We start from the raw sequence: 16,644 nt of genomic DNA, 5'->3' as shown, positions 1-16,644 counted from the left end.
ATAATTTTTTTGTTTACTAATTTATTAGTATGTTTCCCTTATGTTACTTTTGTTAACACGCAAAAGTAGAAAAAATTAAAAAAAGAGATACGTCTTTGATGCAAATACCTGAAAATAACCGTTTAGCAGCCCTGGCAAATGGAGATAAAGATGTGATACAAGATTTGTATCAAAAGGTTTTTCCTAAGATAATGGGTTTTGTGCTTAAAAATAATGGAGATCAAAACGATGCAGAAGATGTTTTTCAGAAAGCATTATTACAATTAATTGCCCGATATAAAGTAAAATCATTTGTTATAGAGAGCTCTTTTGATGGATATGTATTTACTGTATGCCGTAATCTATGGAGGAGAGAACTAAATAAATCCAAAAGGATGGTAACAAATGAGACAGTTATTGAACTATCAAGTGAAGAGGATGACATGACGATGGCGACATTAGAGCAAGAAAAATGGGAGTTGTTTCAGGAAAAACTGTCTGCACTCTCTGATACCTGTAGGCAATTGCTAGAATTGTTTTTTAAGAAAATACCATATAAAGATATGGTAGAAAAACTGGGGTATAGCTCTGATAATGTAGTAAGACAACGTATTTTTAACTGTAAGAAGCAGTTAACAAAGTTGATTCAAAAAGATACTCGATATAACCAACTCAAAGAATTATGAACGACAATTTGTTGGACATAGATAATTACCTTAATGGTCTTATGTCTGAAGCTGATAAAAAAGCTTTTGAGACAAAAGTAGCTGCTGACCCTGCATTGGCAGAAGAATTAAAAATGGAGAAAGAAATGCGGGTGATTTATGGAGATGAAGAATGGCTGGATGAAGATAAAGGGATATTGCAAAATGAAGAAGCTGTGCAATTAAAAACCTTTTTTAGGAGTGAAGAGGCAGCTACATTTAAAAACACCATTGCAGAAGTTATATCAGAAAACAGAACACCAACTAAGAAGAGAAGTTTTTGGTTTATCGGTATTGCAGCTTCTATTGCTGTGCTTTTAACGGTTTCTTTGTTTGTCTTTAAAGATAATACCTATGATGATCTTTATGCGCAATATATTAATATAGAAAATATTCCTTCTTTAATTTCCAGAGGAGAAGATAATGATACCTTGTTAGAAAATGCACAACTGTTTTTTGAAGATAAAAAATATAAAAAGGCAATCAATGCATTTGAAGAATATCAAGAAAAAGCAGCATCCGTAGATCCGTTAAGTTATATTTATAATGGGATTGCACATCTTGAAATTGGACAATATAAAAATGCTGTGGATCAATTTGATCAATTATCCGCCTCCAATACCTTGCACAGTAAAAAAGCTTACTGGTATAAAGCCATGGTATTCCTAAAGCAGAACGACAAAGAAAAACTACTGGAGATCTTAAAATCGATTGCTTCAAAACCAGGGAATTATAATGCAGAAAAAGCAAAACAACTCCTAAAAGAAATACAATAATCTTACTTTGTTTTATTTTGATAAAAAACTCAGTATGAGTTCGCGGTAACCATCTGCAATTAATTATCTTTGCAACCTAAAATTTAAAAAGAGTTCTTTAAAACACGTTGCTATGCAAGACGGATTATACGCAAAATTCAATACAAACAAAGGAAGCATCCTTGTTAATTTAGAATATACCAAAACACCAGGTACCGTAGGTAACTTTGTAGGTTTGGCAGAAGGAAACCTTGAAAACGAAGCAATCCCACAAGGAAAACCATATTATAATGGATTAAAATTTCACAGGGTGATTGCTGATTTTATGATTCAGGGTGGTGATCCTCAAGGAACAGGAGCTGGAGGACCAGGATACCAGTTTGATGATGAGATACATCCAGATCTTAAACATGATGGACCAGGTGTATTATCGATGGCTAATGCAGGTCCAGGAACTAACGGAAGTCAGTTTTTTATCACGCACACCAATACTGATTGGTTAGATGGTAAACATACTGTGTTTGGTAAAGTAGTAGAAGGACAAGATATAGTAAATGCGATTGCTCAGGGAGATGAAATAGAATCTTTGGAGATTGTAAGAGTAGGAGCAGAAGCAGAAAACTTTAATGCTGTCGAAACTTTCAGAAAATTTAATGGTGCTAAAGCAGAACGTGAAGAAGCTGCAAAGAAAAAAGCAGAAGCCTTATTAGAAGAACTAGCGGCGGGATTTGATAAAACAGAAAGTGGTTTACGTTATAAAGTAATCCAAAATGGAGATGGAAAACAAGCAGAGAAAGGAAAAACAGTATCTGTACACTATAAAGGTAGTTTGACAGATGGTACTGTATTTGATTCTTCATACAAGCGTAACCAGCCTATTGATTTTCCTTTAGGAATGGGGCATGTGATTTCTGGATGGGACGAAGGAATAGCATTACTTAAAGTAGGAGATAAAGCTCGTTTTGTGATCCCTCCATACCTGGGATATGGAGCACAAGGTGCGGGTGGAGTTATTCCTCCTGATGCAACACTGATTTTTGATGTTGAATTAGTAGAGGTAAAATAATATTTAACATATTTCTTTTAAAAATATGTAGGAAGCTTCTGATATGTGTCAGAAGCTTTTTTTTGTCAATGATACTGCGGGAATGCCGTTGATTGTATAAGTTTTTATTTAATAAATCCCCGTGTTAATTTTATATATAATTCAAAATCATTATATTGATATGGCCTAGTTATTGCTAAATTATAGAAGATTACACGTATATTTGAGATTTGGACCTCTTTCGATTTATGTAAGAAATAGATGATAAGAGTTCCTTTTATGAATAAAGAATATGAGAAACGCCCTAACAACTTTTTTTATTTTTTATTTTGCTATGGTTTCTTTTGGACAGGGAAATGATGAAGTCTTAGCAACAATAAAAGATCAGATAGAAATTATCGAAGGATATATAGAATTCGATACTTTTTATTTAGACCCCGAAGAATTTCTTGACGTAATGGCCGATCACGGAGCCGAACTTAAAGGATTTTATGAACACGAACGCCTAAAGAAAATAACAAAAACCGTAGGAACCCCATCTGCAGATGTAATTACCGTTTTTTATTTCTGGAATGATCAGCTAATTTATGTTAATTATAAGCAAAGACCTTATTTTGAAACAAAAAATGAGAATGGTCAGGTGATTATGGATTACTCAAATGCATTTACTAAATTTGAGTCAAAACATTACTATAATAATCAAAATAGAATAAAGAAAGAAGAAATTGGGAAACCAATGAAAAATTTAAAGCCAGAAGTAGAATTTTTGGACTATGCCAAGAAAATGAAATCACTACTGGATAACAAATTTTATAATAGAGATACATACGCTGCTTTGCAAGGAAAATGGGTTTTTGTCCAGAATACAGATGATTATATCATATTTGAAGGTACTATTCGATTTAACTTTTATAATGGCAAATTTGCCAACCGTTTAAAAACAAAAATAGAAGATAATGTTCTCGAATGCTGGTTCCCGATGGATGATCGTATCTACAGGTATAAAATTGAAAATATAGACGAAAGCGTACTTACCTTAACAGATCTTTTTTCGAAAGAAGAATTTATGTACGCTAAAATAGTAGAGTAATCAATGATGGATTTAAGATATCCTATAGGTAAATTTAACGCTCCTCAAACAATCACTGAAAATCATGTACAAACATGGATTGAAGAAATAGCTTCACTTCCAGAGAGAATTACAGAATTGGTTTCAGGGTTTACTGACGAACAATTAGAAACGCCATATCGCCTAGGTGGTTGGACAGCAAGACAAGTGATCCATCATGTTGGAGATAGTCATCATAATAGCTATATCAGATTTAAATGGGCATTAACTGAAGATACACCTGTGATCAAAGTGTATCATGAAGATCGATGGGCAGAACTTTTTGATACAAAATCGGCACCTATCGATTTGTCATTGGAGTATTTAAAAGTATTACATGCTAAACTGGTATATCTATTAAAAGGATTGTCTCAGGATGATCTTAAAAAAGAATTTATTCACCCAGAAGGCAATGTTACAGTTAGTTTAGCCGAAAATATTGGAAAATACGCTTGGCACGGGAATCATCATCTCGCACATTTAAAAATTGTTGCAGAAGCTACTAAATAGCTAAAATCATTCGTTGCATTTCTCGATATCCATCTTTTAAACCTGGATAATCAAGATCATAATATGATATGGTATTGAACTCCATTTTTTTATAAAACTGCAAAGCAGGACTTGTAGTCATCACATCCAGCCAAATTACTTTTTTGCCTAGCTCTTGAGCATAATTGATTGTAAAATCAATAGCTGTTTTTCCGATACCAAGACCAGTTGAGGAGGCAAGAAGATATATTTTTTCGAGTTGTAACGCCTCCATATTAATGTATTCGCCAACCTCTTGATGTTTTCTTAATTTTAATAGTCCCAGGTTTTTTTTAGATTTTTTAATCAAAAAATAAATGATATTTTCAGCCTTAAGATCTTTTGCAAAAGCAGAAGTAGTAAAGCTTAAATTGATATAATAACTGGTATCTTCATTTATCCATATATGTGAATAATGTTCTGGATAGAATTGTTGACTTATAGCTACCAAATCATCAATGTCCTCTTCTGTACATATATAGAATTCAATTGTAGAAGACATCTTTTATTACTTCCATTTTATGTTACATCCAATACTTGGTTTTTGAGGCTCTGCTACTTTGGCATTGCGAAGAACAGCATCTAGTGCTTGTCTAAGGTCACGACCATTTACAGGGATCCCATTACCAGGCCTGGAATCATCAAGTTGTCCTCTATAAATAAGTTTTAATTCTGCGTCAAAAAGATAAAAATCAGGGGTGCAAGCGGCATCATACGCTTTGGCAATCTCCTGTGTCTCATCAAAAAGGTATGGAAACGTATAATTGTTTTTTTGTGCTGTTTTCCACATATGTTCTGGAGCGTCCTGTGGATAGTTTACAATATCATTACTACTAATTGCTGCAAAACCAAAACCTTGTGCTCGATAATCATTAGCTATACGTACAATTTCTTCATTTACATGGATAACAAAAGGGCAATGATTACAGATAAACATCACTATAGTACCTTTTTCTCCTCTAACATCTTTTAGAGATACTTGATCATTGGTAACTGTATCAACTAAAGTGAAATCCGGTGCTATTGTTCCCAGAGGAAGCATATTTGATGGAGTACGTGCCATAAGTGTCAATTTTTAAGATGTCAAATTACAATTTTTAAATGAATAGGAAAACCTATATCAGATCATTATATAAGTCTGAAAAATGTTATCTTAGTTACATTTAAAATAGATTTTATGCGATCTTTAGAGAACTGGTTTCAAGAATATGCTGTGAGTCATCAAAACAAGACAAATATTGCTATTCATTTTATATGTGTACCTGCTATATTTTTTTCGATTGTAGGGTTGCTAATGAGTATTCCTAATGGTTTTTTAGTGTCTTTAATTCCTGGAGATAATCAATTTATAGAAAACTGGGCTTTTGTCGTATTGCTATTTGTCTTATTCTTCTATGTAAGGTTATCTGTTAAAATGGCACTTCAGATATTGATATTCTCAGCCTTTTGTATTATAGCTAATTATTATTTTAGTGTATATACTCCTTTATGGATGGTGTCGCTTATTATTTTTGCTGTTGCCTGGGTAGGACAGTTTTATGGGCATAAACTAGAAGGAAAAAAACCTTCTTTTTTAAAAGATCTTCAGTTTTTATTAATCGGCCCGGCTTGGGTACTTCAAAAAATGTTTGGAAATAAATAATATGACACTACAAGAATGGAAAAATTCTGGTACTCTTTATCAGTATAAGGAACATCAAATTTTTTGTAAAGAAGCAGGTGGTGGAGAACCTTTGATTCTTGTTCATGGTTTTCCAACTAGTTCCTGGGACTGGAGTAAAGTTTGGGATTCTCTGATTCAAAAATATACAGTATATACATTGGATATGATGGGATATGGGTTTTCTTCAAAACCTACCAATTTTAAGTATACCATTGCTGCGCAAGTAGATTTATGGGAAGCTTTTCTAAAAGAAAAAAATATTTCTGAATTTCATATTCTTGCTCATGATTTTGGAGATACAGTTGTACAGGAAATGCTTGCCAGGTTAAAAGAAAATCCAGAATATGGTTTTACTATTAAATCTGTTTGCTTCTTAAACGGAGGAATGTTTCCGGAAACCAATTTTCCCACACTTACGCAACGAATGTTACTAACTCCTTTTGGAGTGATTTTGAAGCATTTTATGGGAAGAAATACACTTGCTAAAAACTTTAGAAAAATCTTTGGAAAAGATACACAACCTACAGAACAGGAAATAGATGATTTTTGGGAAACTATTGATTATAACTCAGGTAAAGAAGTGATTCCTAAACTGATTAAGTATCTTAAAGAAAGAGATACTTATAAAATCCGGTGGCGAGAGGCGATTCAATATACTAATATGCCCAAACGTCTTATTGATGGTGGTGTAGATCCAATTTCGGGAAAACACATGGCAGAATTTTATAAAGAGATAGTTCCTGATGCAGATGTTATCATTTTAGAAACGATAGGACATTACCCACAAACTGAAGCACCCGAAAAAGTACTATCACATTATTATGAGTTTAGAGAAAAAGTGAGGAGTTAAAACAAAAAAACTCAAAATAACAATCTTATAACTGTTATTTTGAGTTGAATTATATGTTATTTCTCTAAATTTTAATCTTTACATTACATCTCATCACTAAAGAAAATAGCATTCATAAGTAACTTATTAGTTCCGTACCAGAATGCTCTAAAATTAGTGTTGTCTGTAAATAAAATGATGTTACCTCTACCCATATTATTATGTCTGAAAGGTACTGTGCCAGATAATGAATCCAGGTTCTTTTTACTAATATAACCACTTAACAATGGATTCTTTGTATATTGAATAGGGTTGTTATAACTCTGTTTATCCGGTTTTACAAAAAGAGTAGTATTTCTAAATAGAGGAACCTTATTATTTTTGTATCCAAAGTTTATAGGATGAGAACGATCTGTTTTTGCTTCAAAGATTGCTCCACCAATAACCTGAGCGCCAAAGAAATCTCTCCTTTGTTCAAAAGAAATGTTTTTTGCATCATTTTCAGGTTTGGTAAATTCAATTTTCATGAATTCCATGTTTTTGAAAAACTGAGCTGCATTTCTATATCCTATTAATGTACCACCTTTACGAATCCAGGTTTTTAATTTTTCAGATTTTTCTTTATCTATATTTAATCCCCAGTTATTCGGTAAAATAAGATGCGTATATCGAGATAAATCTGCTCTTGCAAAGTTGTCTGTTGTTAACTTTGTAATAGGGATATCATATCGTTGATCCATTAGATGCCATACTTCTCCAGAATCATAAGAGGTAATACCTCGGCCGGTAAATAAACCTATTCTTGGCAAGGATAAAGCTCTAAATTGACTACTTCCCAGATCAATACCTTTTGTAAGTCCTGTTGATACACCTGTGATATCTACATGATTATCTGATGCAATTTTTTTTAAGAAAGTATGTAGTTCTTGAGCGTTTAATTTTTGATTTTGAACAGGAATAAGTATAGTACCGTAATCGTAGTCATTATTTTCTAAAGAGAAAGTTTTCATACCTACTTTGGCACGTAATCCTTTTGCTAGTATTTGATATAATGCTCTTGGACTATAATATTCGTGCCACTCCATTAAATATCCATAGCTACTTTTGTTGACTGTATTTGAAGGGCGATGCGTAAGGTTTGATATTTCATCTCCTATATTAGATAGTGCAGCCTTATCAGTATAGTCAAGGTTAAATGCCAGAGGAAATGTCCAGGCAGATATATCATAGAAAAGACTGTCTTGAAATTTTGTTCTTTTTTCAAAAATAGCTTTGATTAACCTACTTTGACGTTGATTTTTTGGAACTACATAACTATATCCTTTTTTATAGCTTTTGCCACCTATAGTAGTGTTTTGTTTCAACTCATGAAGTTTTATTTTATGTCTCTTAAGTATTTCTGCAAGATGGTAAGCAGAGGCTGCATCTTTTTCGTTTCCAAAGATGTAAGCATTTTTTGCTACTGATTCTTTACGAGCGTTGGTGTAGAAACTTCTTTTGTACTCCAAAAGCTCTTTACGCATAGATTTTGCTGCTTCAAGAGTAGACAGTGTTGCAGTAAATTGATTGCGTATCGTAAAGGGAAAAGTAAGTACTCCGTTATCTGTTTGTTGCGCATGACCACGAGAACTAGCCTGCTCGAATAAAATACCAATACTTCCGTTAATATCAGGAAAAGTAGATCCTTTTCCGTAATAGAAATCGTCAAAGTTTTCTTCGGTATAATATAATGAACCAATATTATCTAAGGCTTTGGCATGGTAATGTGCAATTTTTTTAGTCAACTCCTGGTTTAATTTAGGAGTTAAAGGGTGTGTTCTTGATTGTATTCCTGGTTGAAAGAAGAAAGTGCTATTAGACCCCATTTCATGATGATCTGTAAGGATGTTAGGATACCACTGATGGAAAGTTTTGATTCTAGCTCTAGACTCGGGTAATTGTACTGGTAACCAATCTCTATTCATATCAAACCAATAATGATTGGTTCTTGCTCCTGGCCATACTTCGCTGTATTCTCGATCTTGTGGATCAGTTGAGATGTTTTTACTTTTATTAGTATTTGCCCAATAAGCAAAACGTTGCAGGCCATCAGGGTTTAAAGAGGGGTCAAATAAAATTACAACATTATTTAAAAGTTCATCTATCTTAGGTCCTTGAGCGGCAGCGAGATAATAAGCTGCAACTAAACCAGCATTAGACCCACTAGGTTCGTTACCATGAATAGAAAATCCTTGATAAACAATGGCAGGTAGGTTGTCGATATTTACAGAACCAGAATTGTTTTCTGTCAACTGTAAATGTTGATTCCTAATTTGTTCAAGGTTCTGGTGGTTTTTTTTAGAAGTTATAGTAAGTAGTAATATAGGTCGATCTTCAAAAGTGCGACCTCTATCTTCAATAGTTATTCTTGGAGAGGCTTCTGCAAGCGTTTTCATATAATTAACCAACTTATCGTGGCTCACGTGCCATTTACCTGGTACATACCCTAAAACGCTTTGTGGAATAGGGATGTTTGGGTTATACGTTGTGTTTTTTGGCAAATAATATTCTAAAGAGATGTCGTTTTGAGCTGTAGCAATAAAGCTGATAAGTGCTGTGAATACACAAAAGAGGTACTTCATTTTGGTTGAGTTAGTTTTTTAATTTGTGAATATAAAAAAAACCGCTTCAGAGAATGAAGCGGTTTACATAACTTTAACTTAAGTTACTTTATATTCTTTTAGATATCATCAAAGCTTACATCTGTAAAGTTTTCTGTAGAAGCAGTTACTTCTTCAACTTTATCAGATGATGAATGATTGTCATATGATTTTTGATAATCTTTTTGGTGTCTTTCACTGATTACTTCTTCACCTTTTTCATTGATAACGAAATTGGTCATCTCATTTAGTATTTCAGTAAATCCGGCAAAGTCTTCTTTGTAGAGATAAATCTTATGTTTCTTATAGTGAAAAGATCCATCATCGTTAGTAAATTTTTTGCTTTCAGTTATTGTTAGATAATAATCTCCAGCTTTGGTAGCTCTTACATCAAAGAAATATGTTCTTCGTCCTGCTCTTAAAACTTTTGAGAAAATTTCTTCTTTCTCCATCATTTCATTATCACTCATAATCCTTAGTTCTTATATTAATTAGTATATTATGATGGAATCAAAAATCTAAAAAAATTGTTAATCGCACAACAAAATATCAAATTTCTTTTTCGCTTAGCTGTTTTAAAAAGAGTTCTTTATAGTATCCTTCTTTGTTGATTAGTTGATTATGAGTGCCTTGCTGGATGATTTGGCCATCTTCGAGAACAATAATTTTATCTGCATTTTTAATAGTCGAAACCCTGTGACTAACAATAAAAGTGGTCTTATTTTGAGATATTTTAGTAAGATTCCCCAAAATTTCCTCTTCAGTCTCTGTGTCAACAGCAGATAAACAATCATCAAAAAGAAGCACAGCCGGATCCTTAATAATAGCTCTTGCAATAGAAACTCGTTGTTTTTGTCCGCCAGAAAGTGTGATACCACGTTCTCCTAAAACAGTATCATATTTTTTGCTAAATCCTATTATGTTTTTATGCACTACAGCATTTTTTGCTGCCTGGTATACTTCTTCATCTGAAGCTGTTTCTTTTCCAAATTTTATATTATTTTTTATAGAATCACTAAACAAGAATGCATCCTGAGGTACATATCCGATACTTTCTCTAAGATCAATAAGGTTTAGGTTTTTAATAGAACTTTCATCAATTGTAATCTCACCCTTAGAAACATCATATAACCTGCCGATAAGATCGAGAATGGTAGATTTACCAGATCCGGTTTTTCCTATAATTCCTAAGGTTTGACCTGTTTGAACTTCGAAACTTAGATTCTTTAAAGCTGTAATATTGGTGTCATCATAAGTAAATGATACGTTTTTAAAGCTAATATTTCCTTTTATAGGAGTTGTATTTTCTACAGTATTGGTAATCTCAGGTTCTTGACTCAAAAATTCATTAATTCTAACTTGAGAAGCTTCTGCTTGCTGTACAATAGAACTAACCCATCCTACAGTAGCAACAGGCCAGGTAAGCATATTAACAAAAATGATAAACTCTACAATTACTCCCAAATCTTGTATTGTACCTTCTATAAATTGCTTACCCCCAATATAGATAACTAAAATATTACTAAAACCGATTAACAAAACCATCAAAGGAAAAAACAAAGCCTGTACTTTGGCAAGATCCAAGTTCTTTTCTCTACTGGTATTGGATAAATCAGTAAAATTTTCCTGAGTCTGAGGTTCGATACCGTAGGCTTTGATTACCGTTATACCGCTAAAAGATTCTTGAGTAAATGTGGTTAGTTTAGATAAAAACTCTTGAACAATTGTACTGCGTTTATGAATAGCTACACTTAATTTATATATAGATATTGAAAGTATGGGCAAAGGAGCAACAGTGTACAAAGTAAGTTCTGGAGCGATACTAATCATATAACCTATAACCACCACAAATAAGGTGATGGTATTGACACTATACATTATTGCCGGGCCTACATACATTCTTACTTTAGAAACATCTTCACTAATACGATTCATAAGATCTCCTGTTCGGTTTTTCTTATAAAAATTAAGTGATAATCGTTCATAATGTTGAAAAACCTCATTCTTAAGATCAAATTCAATAAATCGTGAGACTACTATAAAAGTTTGCCTCATTAAAAAGGTAAATAAAGCCGATATAAGAACAGCTCCAAGAATAAGAAGTATATTAATGATAAGTCCGCTTTTTACTTCGGCGATATCTGTAATTTCTTTATTAATATATTGTTCTACCACATCTACAGAGTCTCCAACAAGTGTAGGAACCATGGTAGCAAAAATTCTGGCTATGATGGTGATAATCAAACCAATTATAAGACGAAATTTATATTTTAAAAAGTATTTGTTAAGGTGGCGTAATGCACGCATATAGATTTGAGGTTTTAAAACTTAATTATTAAAGAATTCGTAAAGTTTAACAGCTAAAAAACTTAAATTCGTAAAAATATATTATTTTAGCATCCTTATTTTGATTATAATATAATTATAACAGTTTAAATTTTCTAGAACATGATAACCGAAGTGCTTACTGCAAATCAATTAAAAAAAGAAGCCCCAGTATTTGGTCAGCTATCTTTTGACAATCACGAACAAGTTGTTTTTTGTCAAGACAAAGATACAGGATTGAAGGCAATAATTGGTGTGCATAACACAATTTTAGGACCTGCATTAGGAGGAACCAGAATGTATGACTATAAGACAGAATGGGATGCTCTTAATGATGTGTTAAGATTATCAAGAGGGATGACATATAAAGCTGCAATTACCGGATTAAATCTTGGAGGAGGAAAAGCAGTAATTATTGGTGACCCTAAAAAGATTAAAACGCCTGAGTTGATGAAACGATTTGGTAAATTTGTTCATACACTAGGTGGAAAATATTATACGGCAGAAGATGTAGGAATGGAGACTTCTGATATGGATACAGTTAGAGAGGTTACACCTTATGTAACAGGTATTTCAGAATCTAATGGAGGAGCAGGTAACCCTTCTCCGGTTACAGCATATGGTGTATATATGGGGATGAAGGCTTCAGCAAAATTCGCATATGGTACAGATGTATTAGAAGGAAAAAGAATTTTGGTTCAAGGGATTGGTCATGTAGGGGAGGAGCTGGTTCGCTTAACTTCTGAAGAAGGAGCTAACGTAGTAATTGCTGATATTAATGAAGAAAGATTATCAGAAGTAAGCACCAAGTATGGAGTAGATATCTATAGAGGAGACGACCTATACGCAGAGGCTGCTGATATTTATGCACCTTGTGCTCTTGGAGCAACCGTTAATGATGAAACTATCAATAAATTGAAGGTTAAAGTTATTGCTGGTGCAGCAAATAATCAGTTAGCTAATGAAAATATTCACGGACCATTATTACAGAAAAAAGGTATTATATATGCTCCAGACTTTTTGATTAATGCAGGAGGTATAATTAACGTATATGCAGAGATCGAAGGGTATGGTAGAGATGAGATTATGAATAAAACCGAAAATATTTATAATACCACACTAGATATACTGAATAAAGCAAAAGCAACTAACATAACTACTAACGCTGCAGCGCTTAGTATTGCTGAAGAAAGAATCGCAGCTAGAAAAAAGTTATAAAAAAGAATTTTTTAGAATAGCGTAGATTAAAAATAATAGTATTTTTGCAGGGCGAAAGTGGGGAGCATTTTCGCCTTTTTTAATATAATGTTCTTTGTAATTATTCTATGTTAACCAGAAGACATATTCGAGTAAAAGTAATGCAGTCTCTCTATGCGATGGGGCAGACTCAAGATAGCCACCTTGATAAAGAAGTTAAATTTCTTCTTTTTAGTATTGATCAGATGTATGATTTATTTCTGATAAACCTTCAGCTTTTGGTAGAAATTAGAAAGCACGCTGCTGATTTTTTAGCCAAGAGTCAGAAGAAATACCTTGCTACTTCAGAAGAGAAGAATCCAAATACAAAATTTATAAATAACGAAGTATTGTTATTGCTGGAGAAAAATACCCAGCTTAATACTGAAATAGATAGGAAAAAACTGAATTGTTGGGATCTTGATGATGAGTATGTAGTTATACTATGGAAAGCCATTCAAGAGAGTGAGTACTATAAAGAGTATATGAATACTAGTACAAGCTCCTTTAAAGAAGATAAAGATTTTATTCTTGACATTTTTAAAGAAATTGTGGCTCCTAATGATAAGCTCTACGAGTATATAGAGGATAAAAAATTAACATGGATTGATGATTTGCCTATTGTTAATACGGCAATTATTAAGATGTTACGCAAGGTCAAATCTTCTCATGATCAAACCATGTCTTTACCAAGTTTATATAAGGATATGGACGATAAAAAATTTGCGACAGATATTCTTAAAAAAACGGTTCTTAACATTGTAGAGTTTACCAAACAGATAGAAGGGAAAACTCCAAATTGGGATAAGGATCGTATCGCAGAATTGGATAAAGCTATCATTAATATGGCAATTTGTGAGTTTTTAAAATTTCCTTCAATACCAGTAAAAGTAACAATTAACGAATATTTAGAGATTGCCAAAGAATACAGTACACCTAAAAGTAGTATTTTTATAAATGGGATTCTTGATAAGATCTCTAAGGAGTACAAGGAAAACGGTAAATTAAATAAAGTAGGCCGTGGATTAATGTAGTCCGAGAAAAAATAGTATTTTTAACCCTCAAATATTTAAAAACCCAAGTAATGAAAAAAGGAATCTTAATTTTAGCCGGGATTTTTGCTATGACATTTGTGTCTTGTAAAGATGACGCTGCAAAAAAAGTTAAAGAAGAAAATGTAGAAATAGCTGCAGAACGTGATGCAAGTAATGCAGAGTTTCCTGTTATGACTTTTGCTCAAAAAGAGCATGACTTTGGAACTATTAATGAAGGAGACGTAGTAGAACATAAATTTACATTTACTAACACAGGAAAAGCACCTCTAGTAATCGTAAGTGCTAAAGGAAGCTGTGGATGTACAGTACCTGAGTGGCCAAAGGAACCAATTGCTCCTGGAGCTACTGGAGAAATGTTAGTAAAGTTTAATTCTAACGGTAAGCCAAACCTTCAGAACAAGCAAGTAACTATTACTGCTAACACTGAAGCAGGTAAAGAAATTCTTAAAATTAAAGCTATGGTAACTCCTAAAGCTCAACCAGCAAGCGGAACACCAGTAAGCAAATAATTATATGGAAGGATTTGGAGGACAACTCCCTTTTATACTGCTAATATTTGTAGTGATGTATTTTTTTATGATACGTCCGCAAATGCAAAAAGCAAAAAAGGAGAAAAAATTTGCTCAAGAGCTTAAAAAAGGAGATCGCGTAGTAACCAAAAGTGGTCTTCACGGTAAAGTTTTTGATTTCAGCGAAAAAAACAATGCTGTTATTATTGAAACAGGATCAGGTAAATTAACCTTTGATAAATCGGCTATTTCTTTAGAGATGAGTCAAAAGTTAAATAAGCCAGCGACTGAAAAGAAATAATAAATAGCTTATTTGTTAAAAGCGCGATACTATATAAATGGTATCGCGCTTTTATTTTTATGCTTTTTTTTTAAAAGAAACGATACCCTATTAAAACACCACCTCTTATAAAACCTTCATCATTATTGTTGTTTAGTAGGTAACGACCACCGCCTATACTAATTTCAAACACAAAACCATTGTCGCTTACCCATTTTTGACCTACGACCAGACCAATTCCCATATCAAACCAATTTTCTTCTTGAATCGTTGTTAAATCAGGTAAAAACTCATCTTGTTCCCCGCCAGCAAAGCGTAAAACTCCTTCAACAAATAAACCTCTGGCTCCAAAATCTTTTTTGTTTAAAAAATATTGTCTGTAATACGGTTCGATAGCATATTTCTGGTATTCATTAAAATCGTTATCTAAGCTAATACTGACCGCTAATCCTGCTCCAGAGTACTTACTGATTACGTATTCGTAGTTGACTTCTATATTAGGAATAGCAAGAGCTTCAAGAGCATCTAATCTAAATTCATGACGATTTTGATTGTTTATATAATTATCTTCCTGTGCCTGGATATTAAATAATACAAGGCATAAAATTACTGTGAAAATGTTCTTCATTGCGTGATTGTTTTTGTTTTCCGGGTTATACATAAATTAGATGCCAGAAAACAAAAACAGTTGCTTTAATGAAGAAAAAAATGTATCGAACGTATTTATTTTTTCGTTTTAGAGGTGAGCTCAGCTATTTTTACAATGACTTCTACAGCCTTTATCATACTCTCTACAGGAACGTATTCATAGCGCCCATGAAAGTTATGACCACCAGCAAAAATATTAGGGCAAGGTAATCCCATAAAACTTAATTGAGAGCCATCTGTTCCTCCTCTGATAGGTTTGATTAATGGTGTTATCCCTATAGATTTCATTGCTTCTTCTGCAATATCTACAATATGCATAACAGGTTCTACCTTTTCTCGCATATTATAATATTGATCTTTGATTTCTATAGATATGGCTTCTTTATTATATTTAGTATTAATAGTATCAGCAAGGTTTTTCATAACCTCTTTTCTTTGTTCAAAAAGTGTCTTGTCATGATCCCTGATAATATATTGTAGTTTTGTCTCTTCAACATTTCCTTCTATTGTATGCAGATGAAAAAAACCTTCCCGATCGGTAGTGTGTTCTGGAGTCTCTAGTCGTGGTAATCCATCAATAAACTCTTGAGCGATATACATACTGTTAATCATTTTTCCTTTGGCATATCCAGGATGAACAATTTTTCCTTTTACAGTAACTACGGCTCCAGCAGCATTAAAATTTTCATATTCTAACTCACCAATCTGACTACCATCCATAGTGTAAGCCCAATCAGCATTAAATTTTTCAACATCAAATTTGTGAGCACCGCGACCGATTTCTTCATCTGGAGTAAAACCAATACGTATTTTTCCGTGTTTAATTTCTGGATGTTGAATAAGATATTCCATAGCAGTAACAATCTCAGTAATCCCTGCCTTGTCATCTGCTCCTAATAATGTAGTGCCATCAGTAGTGATTAAAGTTTGCCCTACATATAATTTTAAATCTTCAAAATAATCTGGAGAAAGAATAATGTCTTCTTCCTTATTAAGAATAATATCTGTACCATCATATTTCTCAATAATTTGAGGAGTTACATTGGCACCTGTAAAATCTGGGCTGGTATCAAAATGAGAAACAAAACCAATGGTTGGCACCTCGTGATCTACATTAGAATGTAATGTAGCCATGATATAAGCGTTCTCATCGATAGTAACATCATCAAGACCTATAGCTTTTAATTCTTCTACTAATTTATTGGCAAGGTTCCATTGTTTTTCTGTACTAGGAGTTGTAGTACTATTTGGATCACTTTCTGTGTCTATCGTTACATAACTGATGAATCTATCTGTGATATGTTTTTTTGAGATCATAAACGTTGTTGATAATGAGATTTA

The 16,644-nt window shown here is 33.0% G+C and carries 18 protein-coding genes; 11 read left to right on the top strand and 7 right to left on the bottom strand.

The genetic code is table 11. From position 1 onward, the window contains the following. Window positions 1-98 precede the first annotated feature (98 nt). From U0D62_RS19585 to U0D62_RS19565, 5 genes are all read left to right on the top strand, one after another. Window positions 99-665: an RNA polymerase sigma factor gene (locus U0D62_RS19585; RefSeq protein ID WP_322289026.1), complete on the top strand. Its 567-nt coding sequence runs from the start codon at window positions 99-101 to the stop codon at window positions 663-665. Further along, the gene (locus tag U0D62_RS19580; RefSeq protein WP_322289025.1) at window positions 662-1,459 is read left to right on the top strand and encodes a tetratricopeptide repeat protein; all 798 of its coding nucleotides are present in this window, start codon (window positions 662-664) and stop codon (window positions 1,457-1,459) included. The genes U0D62_RS19585 and U0D62_RS19580 overlap by 4 nt, the downstream gene beginning before the upstream one ends. A 112-nt stretch (window positions 1,460-1,571) precedes the next feature. Next, window positions 1,572-2,504: a peptidylprolyl isomerase gene (locus U0D62_RS19575; protein ID WP_322289024.1), complete on the top strand. Its 933-nt coding sequence runs from the start codon at window positions 1,572-1,574 to the stop codon at window positions 2,502-2,504. 271 nt (window positions 2,505-2,775) lie between these two features. After that, window positions 2,776-3,573 (top strand): hypothetical protein, encoded by a 798-nt coding sequence (locus U0D62_RS19570; protein ID WP_322289023.1) that lies wholly within the window; start codon window positions 2,776-2,778, stop codon window positions 3,571-3,573. 3 nt (window positions 3,574-3,576) lie between these two features. Beyond that, window positions 3,577-4,101 (top strand): YfiT family bacillithiol transferase, encoded by a 525-nt coding sequence (locus U0D62_RS19565; protein ID WP_322289022.1) that lies wholly within the window; start codon window positions 3,577-3,579, stop codon window positions 4,099-4,101. On the opposite strand, the gene U0D62_RS19560 is transcribed toward U0D62_RS19565, so the two are convergent. Together U0D62_RS19560 and U0D62_RS19555 are read right to left on the bottom strand one after the other, a co-directional pair. Then, window positions 4,094-4,621, bottom strand: a complete 528-nt coding sequence (locus U0D62_RS19560; RefSeq protein WP_322289021.1) for a GNAT family N-acetyltransferase — start codon at window positions 4,619-4,621, stop codon at window positions 4,094-4,096. The two genes, U0D62_RS19565 and U0D62_RS19560, sit on opposite strands and share 8 nt — an antisense overlap. A gap of 6 nt (window positions 4,622-4,627) precedes the next feature. Continuing rightward, complete coding sequence (locus tag U0D62_RS19555) at window positions 4,628-5,182, bottom strand: thioredoxin family protein (RefSeq protein WP_322289020.1); 555 nt, start codon at window positions 5,180-5,182, stop codon at window positions 4,628-4,630. A 114-nt stretch (window positions 5,183-5,296) separates the two neighbouring features. Between U0D62_RS19555 and U0D62_RS19550 the strand changes: the two genes are divergently transcribed. Both U0D62_RS19550 and U0D62_RS19545 read left to right on the top strand, forming a co-directional pair. Continuing rightward, window positions 5,297-5,761 (top strand): Mpo1 family 2-hydroxy fatty acid dioxygenase, encoded by a 465-nt coding sequence (locus U0D62_RS19550; protein ID WP_322289019.1) that lies wholly within the window; start codon window positions 5,297-5,299, stop codon window positions 5,759-5,761. Between the two features lies 1 nt (window position 5,762). Beyond that, the gene (locus tag U0D62_RS19545; protein WP_322289018.1) at window positions 5,763-6,632 is read left to right on the top strand and encodes an alpha/beta fold hydrolase; all 870 of its coding nucleotides are present in this window, start codon (window positions 5,763-5,765) and stop codon (window positions 6,630-6,632) included. 83 nt (window positions 6,633-6,715) lie between these two features. On the opposite strand, the gene U0D62_RS19540 is transcribed toward U0D62_RS19545, so the two are convergent. The 3 genes from U0D62_RS19540 to U0D62_RS19530 form a co-directional block, all read right to left on the bottom strand. Beyond that, a complete protein-coding gene (locus U0D62_RS19540; protein ID WP_322289017.1) occupies window positions 6,716-9,232 on the bottom strand; it encodes a M14 family metallopeptidase in 2,517 nt (838 codons plus the stop codon). A gap of 98 nt (window positions 9,233-9,330) precedes the next feature. Next, complete coding sequence (locus tag U0D62_RS19535) at window positions 9,331-9,720, bottom strand: PUR family DNA/RNA-binding protein (protein ID WP_322289016.1); 390 nt, start codon at window positions 9,718-9,720, stop codon at window positions 9,331-9,333. A 79-nt stretch (window positions 9,721-9,799) separates the two neighbouring features. Continuing rightward, window positions 9,800-11,557, bottom strand: a complete 1,758-nt coding sequence (locus tag U0D62_RS19530) for an ABC transporter ATP-binding protein (RefSeq protein ID WP_322289015.1) — start codon at window positions 11,555-11,557, stop codon at window positions 9,800-9,802. A gap of 141 nt (window positions 11,558-11,698) precedes the next feature. On the opposite strand from U0D62_RS19530, the gene U0D62_RS19525 reads away from it, so the two are divergent. The 4 genes from U0D62_RS19525 (at window position 11,699) to yajC (ending at window position 14,676) form a co-directional block, all read left to right on the top strand. Next, the gene (locus U0D62_RS19525) at window positions 11,699-12,793 is read left to right on the top strand and encodes a Glu/Leu/Phe/Val family dehydrogenase (protein WP_322289014.1); all 1,095 of its coding nucleotides are present in this window, start codon (window positions 11,699-11,701) and stop codon (window positions 12,791-12,793) included. A gap of 107 nt (window positions 12,794-12,900) precedes the next feature. Next, window positions 12,901-13,845, top strand: coding sequence for a transcription antitermination factor NusB (gene nusB / locus U0D62_RS19520; protein WP_322289013.1), 945 nt, complete (start codon window positions 12,901-12,903; stop codon window positions 13,843-13,845). A gap of 50 nt (window positions 13,846-13,895) precedes the next feature. Continuing rightward, a complete protein-coding gene (locus U0D62_RS19515) occupies window positions 13,896-14,375 on the top strand; it encodes a DUF1573 domain-containing protein (protein WP_322289012.1) in 480 nt (159 codons plus the stop codon). A gap of 4 nt (window positions 14,376-14,379) precedes the next feature. Next, window positions 14,380-14,676 (top strand): preprotein translocase subunit YajC, encoded by a 297-nt coding sequence (gene yajC, locus U0D62_RS19510; RefSeq protein ID WP_322289011.1) that lies wholly within the window; start codon window positions 14,380-14,382, stop codon window positions 14,674-14,676. Window positions 14,677-14,746: 70 nt separating this feature from the next. Here yajC and U0D62_RS19505 read toward each other — a convergent pair whose 3' ends face one another. Both U0D62_RS19505 and pepT read right to left on the bottom strand, forming a co-directional pair. Beyond that, window positions 14,747-15,283 carry a hypothetical protein gene (locus tag U0D62_RS19505; protein WP_322289010.1) on the bottom strand — a complete coding sequence of 179 codons (537 nt, stop codon included), beginning with the start codon at window positions 15,281-15,283 and terminating at the stop codon, window positions 14,747-14,749. 95 nt (window positions 15,284-15,378) lie between these two features. After that, window positions 15,379-16,620, bottom strand: coding sequence for a peptidase T (pepT, locus tag U0D62_RS19500; protein WP_322289009.1), 1,242 nt, complete (start codon window positions 16,618-16,620; stop codon window positions 15,379-15,381). Between the last annotated feature and the right edge of the window lie 24 nt (window positions 16,621-16,644).

The sequence above is a fragment of the Aquimarina callyspongiae genome (assembly GCF_034322225.1).
Lineage (GTDB): Bacteria > Bacteroidota > Bacteroidia > Flavobacteriales > Flavobacteriaceae > Aquimarina.
Note: the sequence above shows the minus strand (reverse complement) of the source record. Positions and strands in the feature narration are given on the sequence as shown.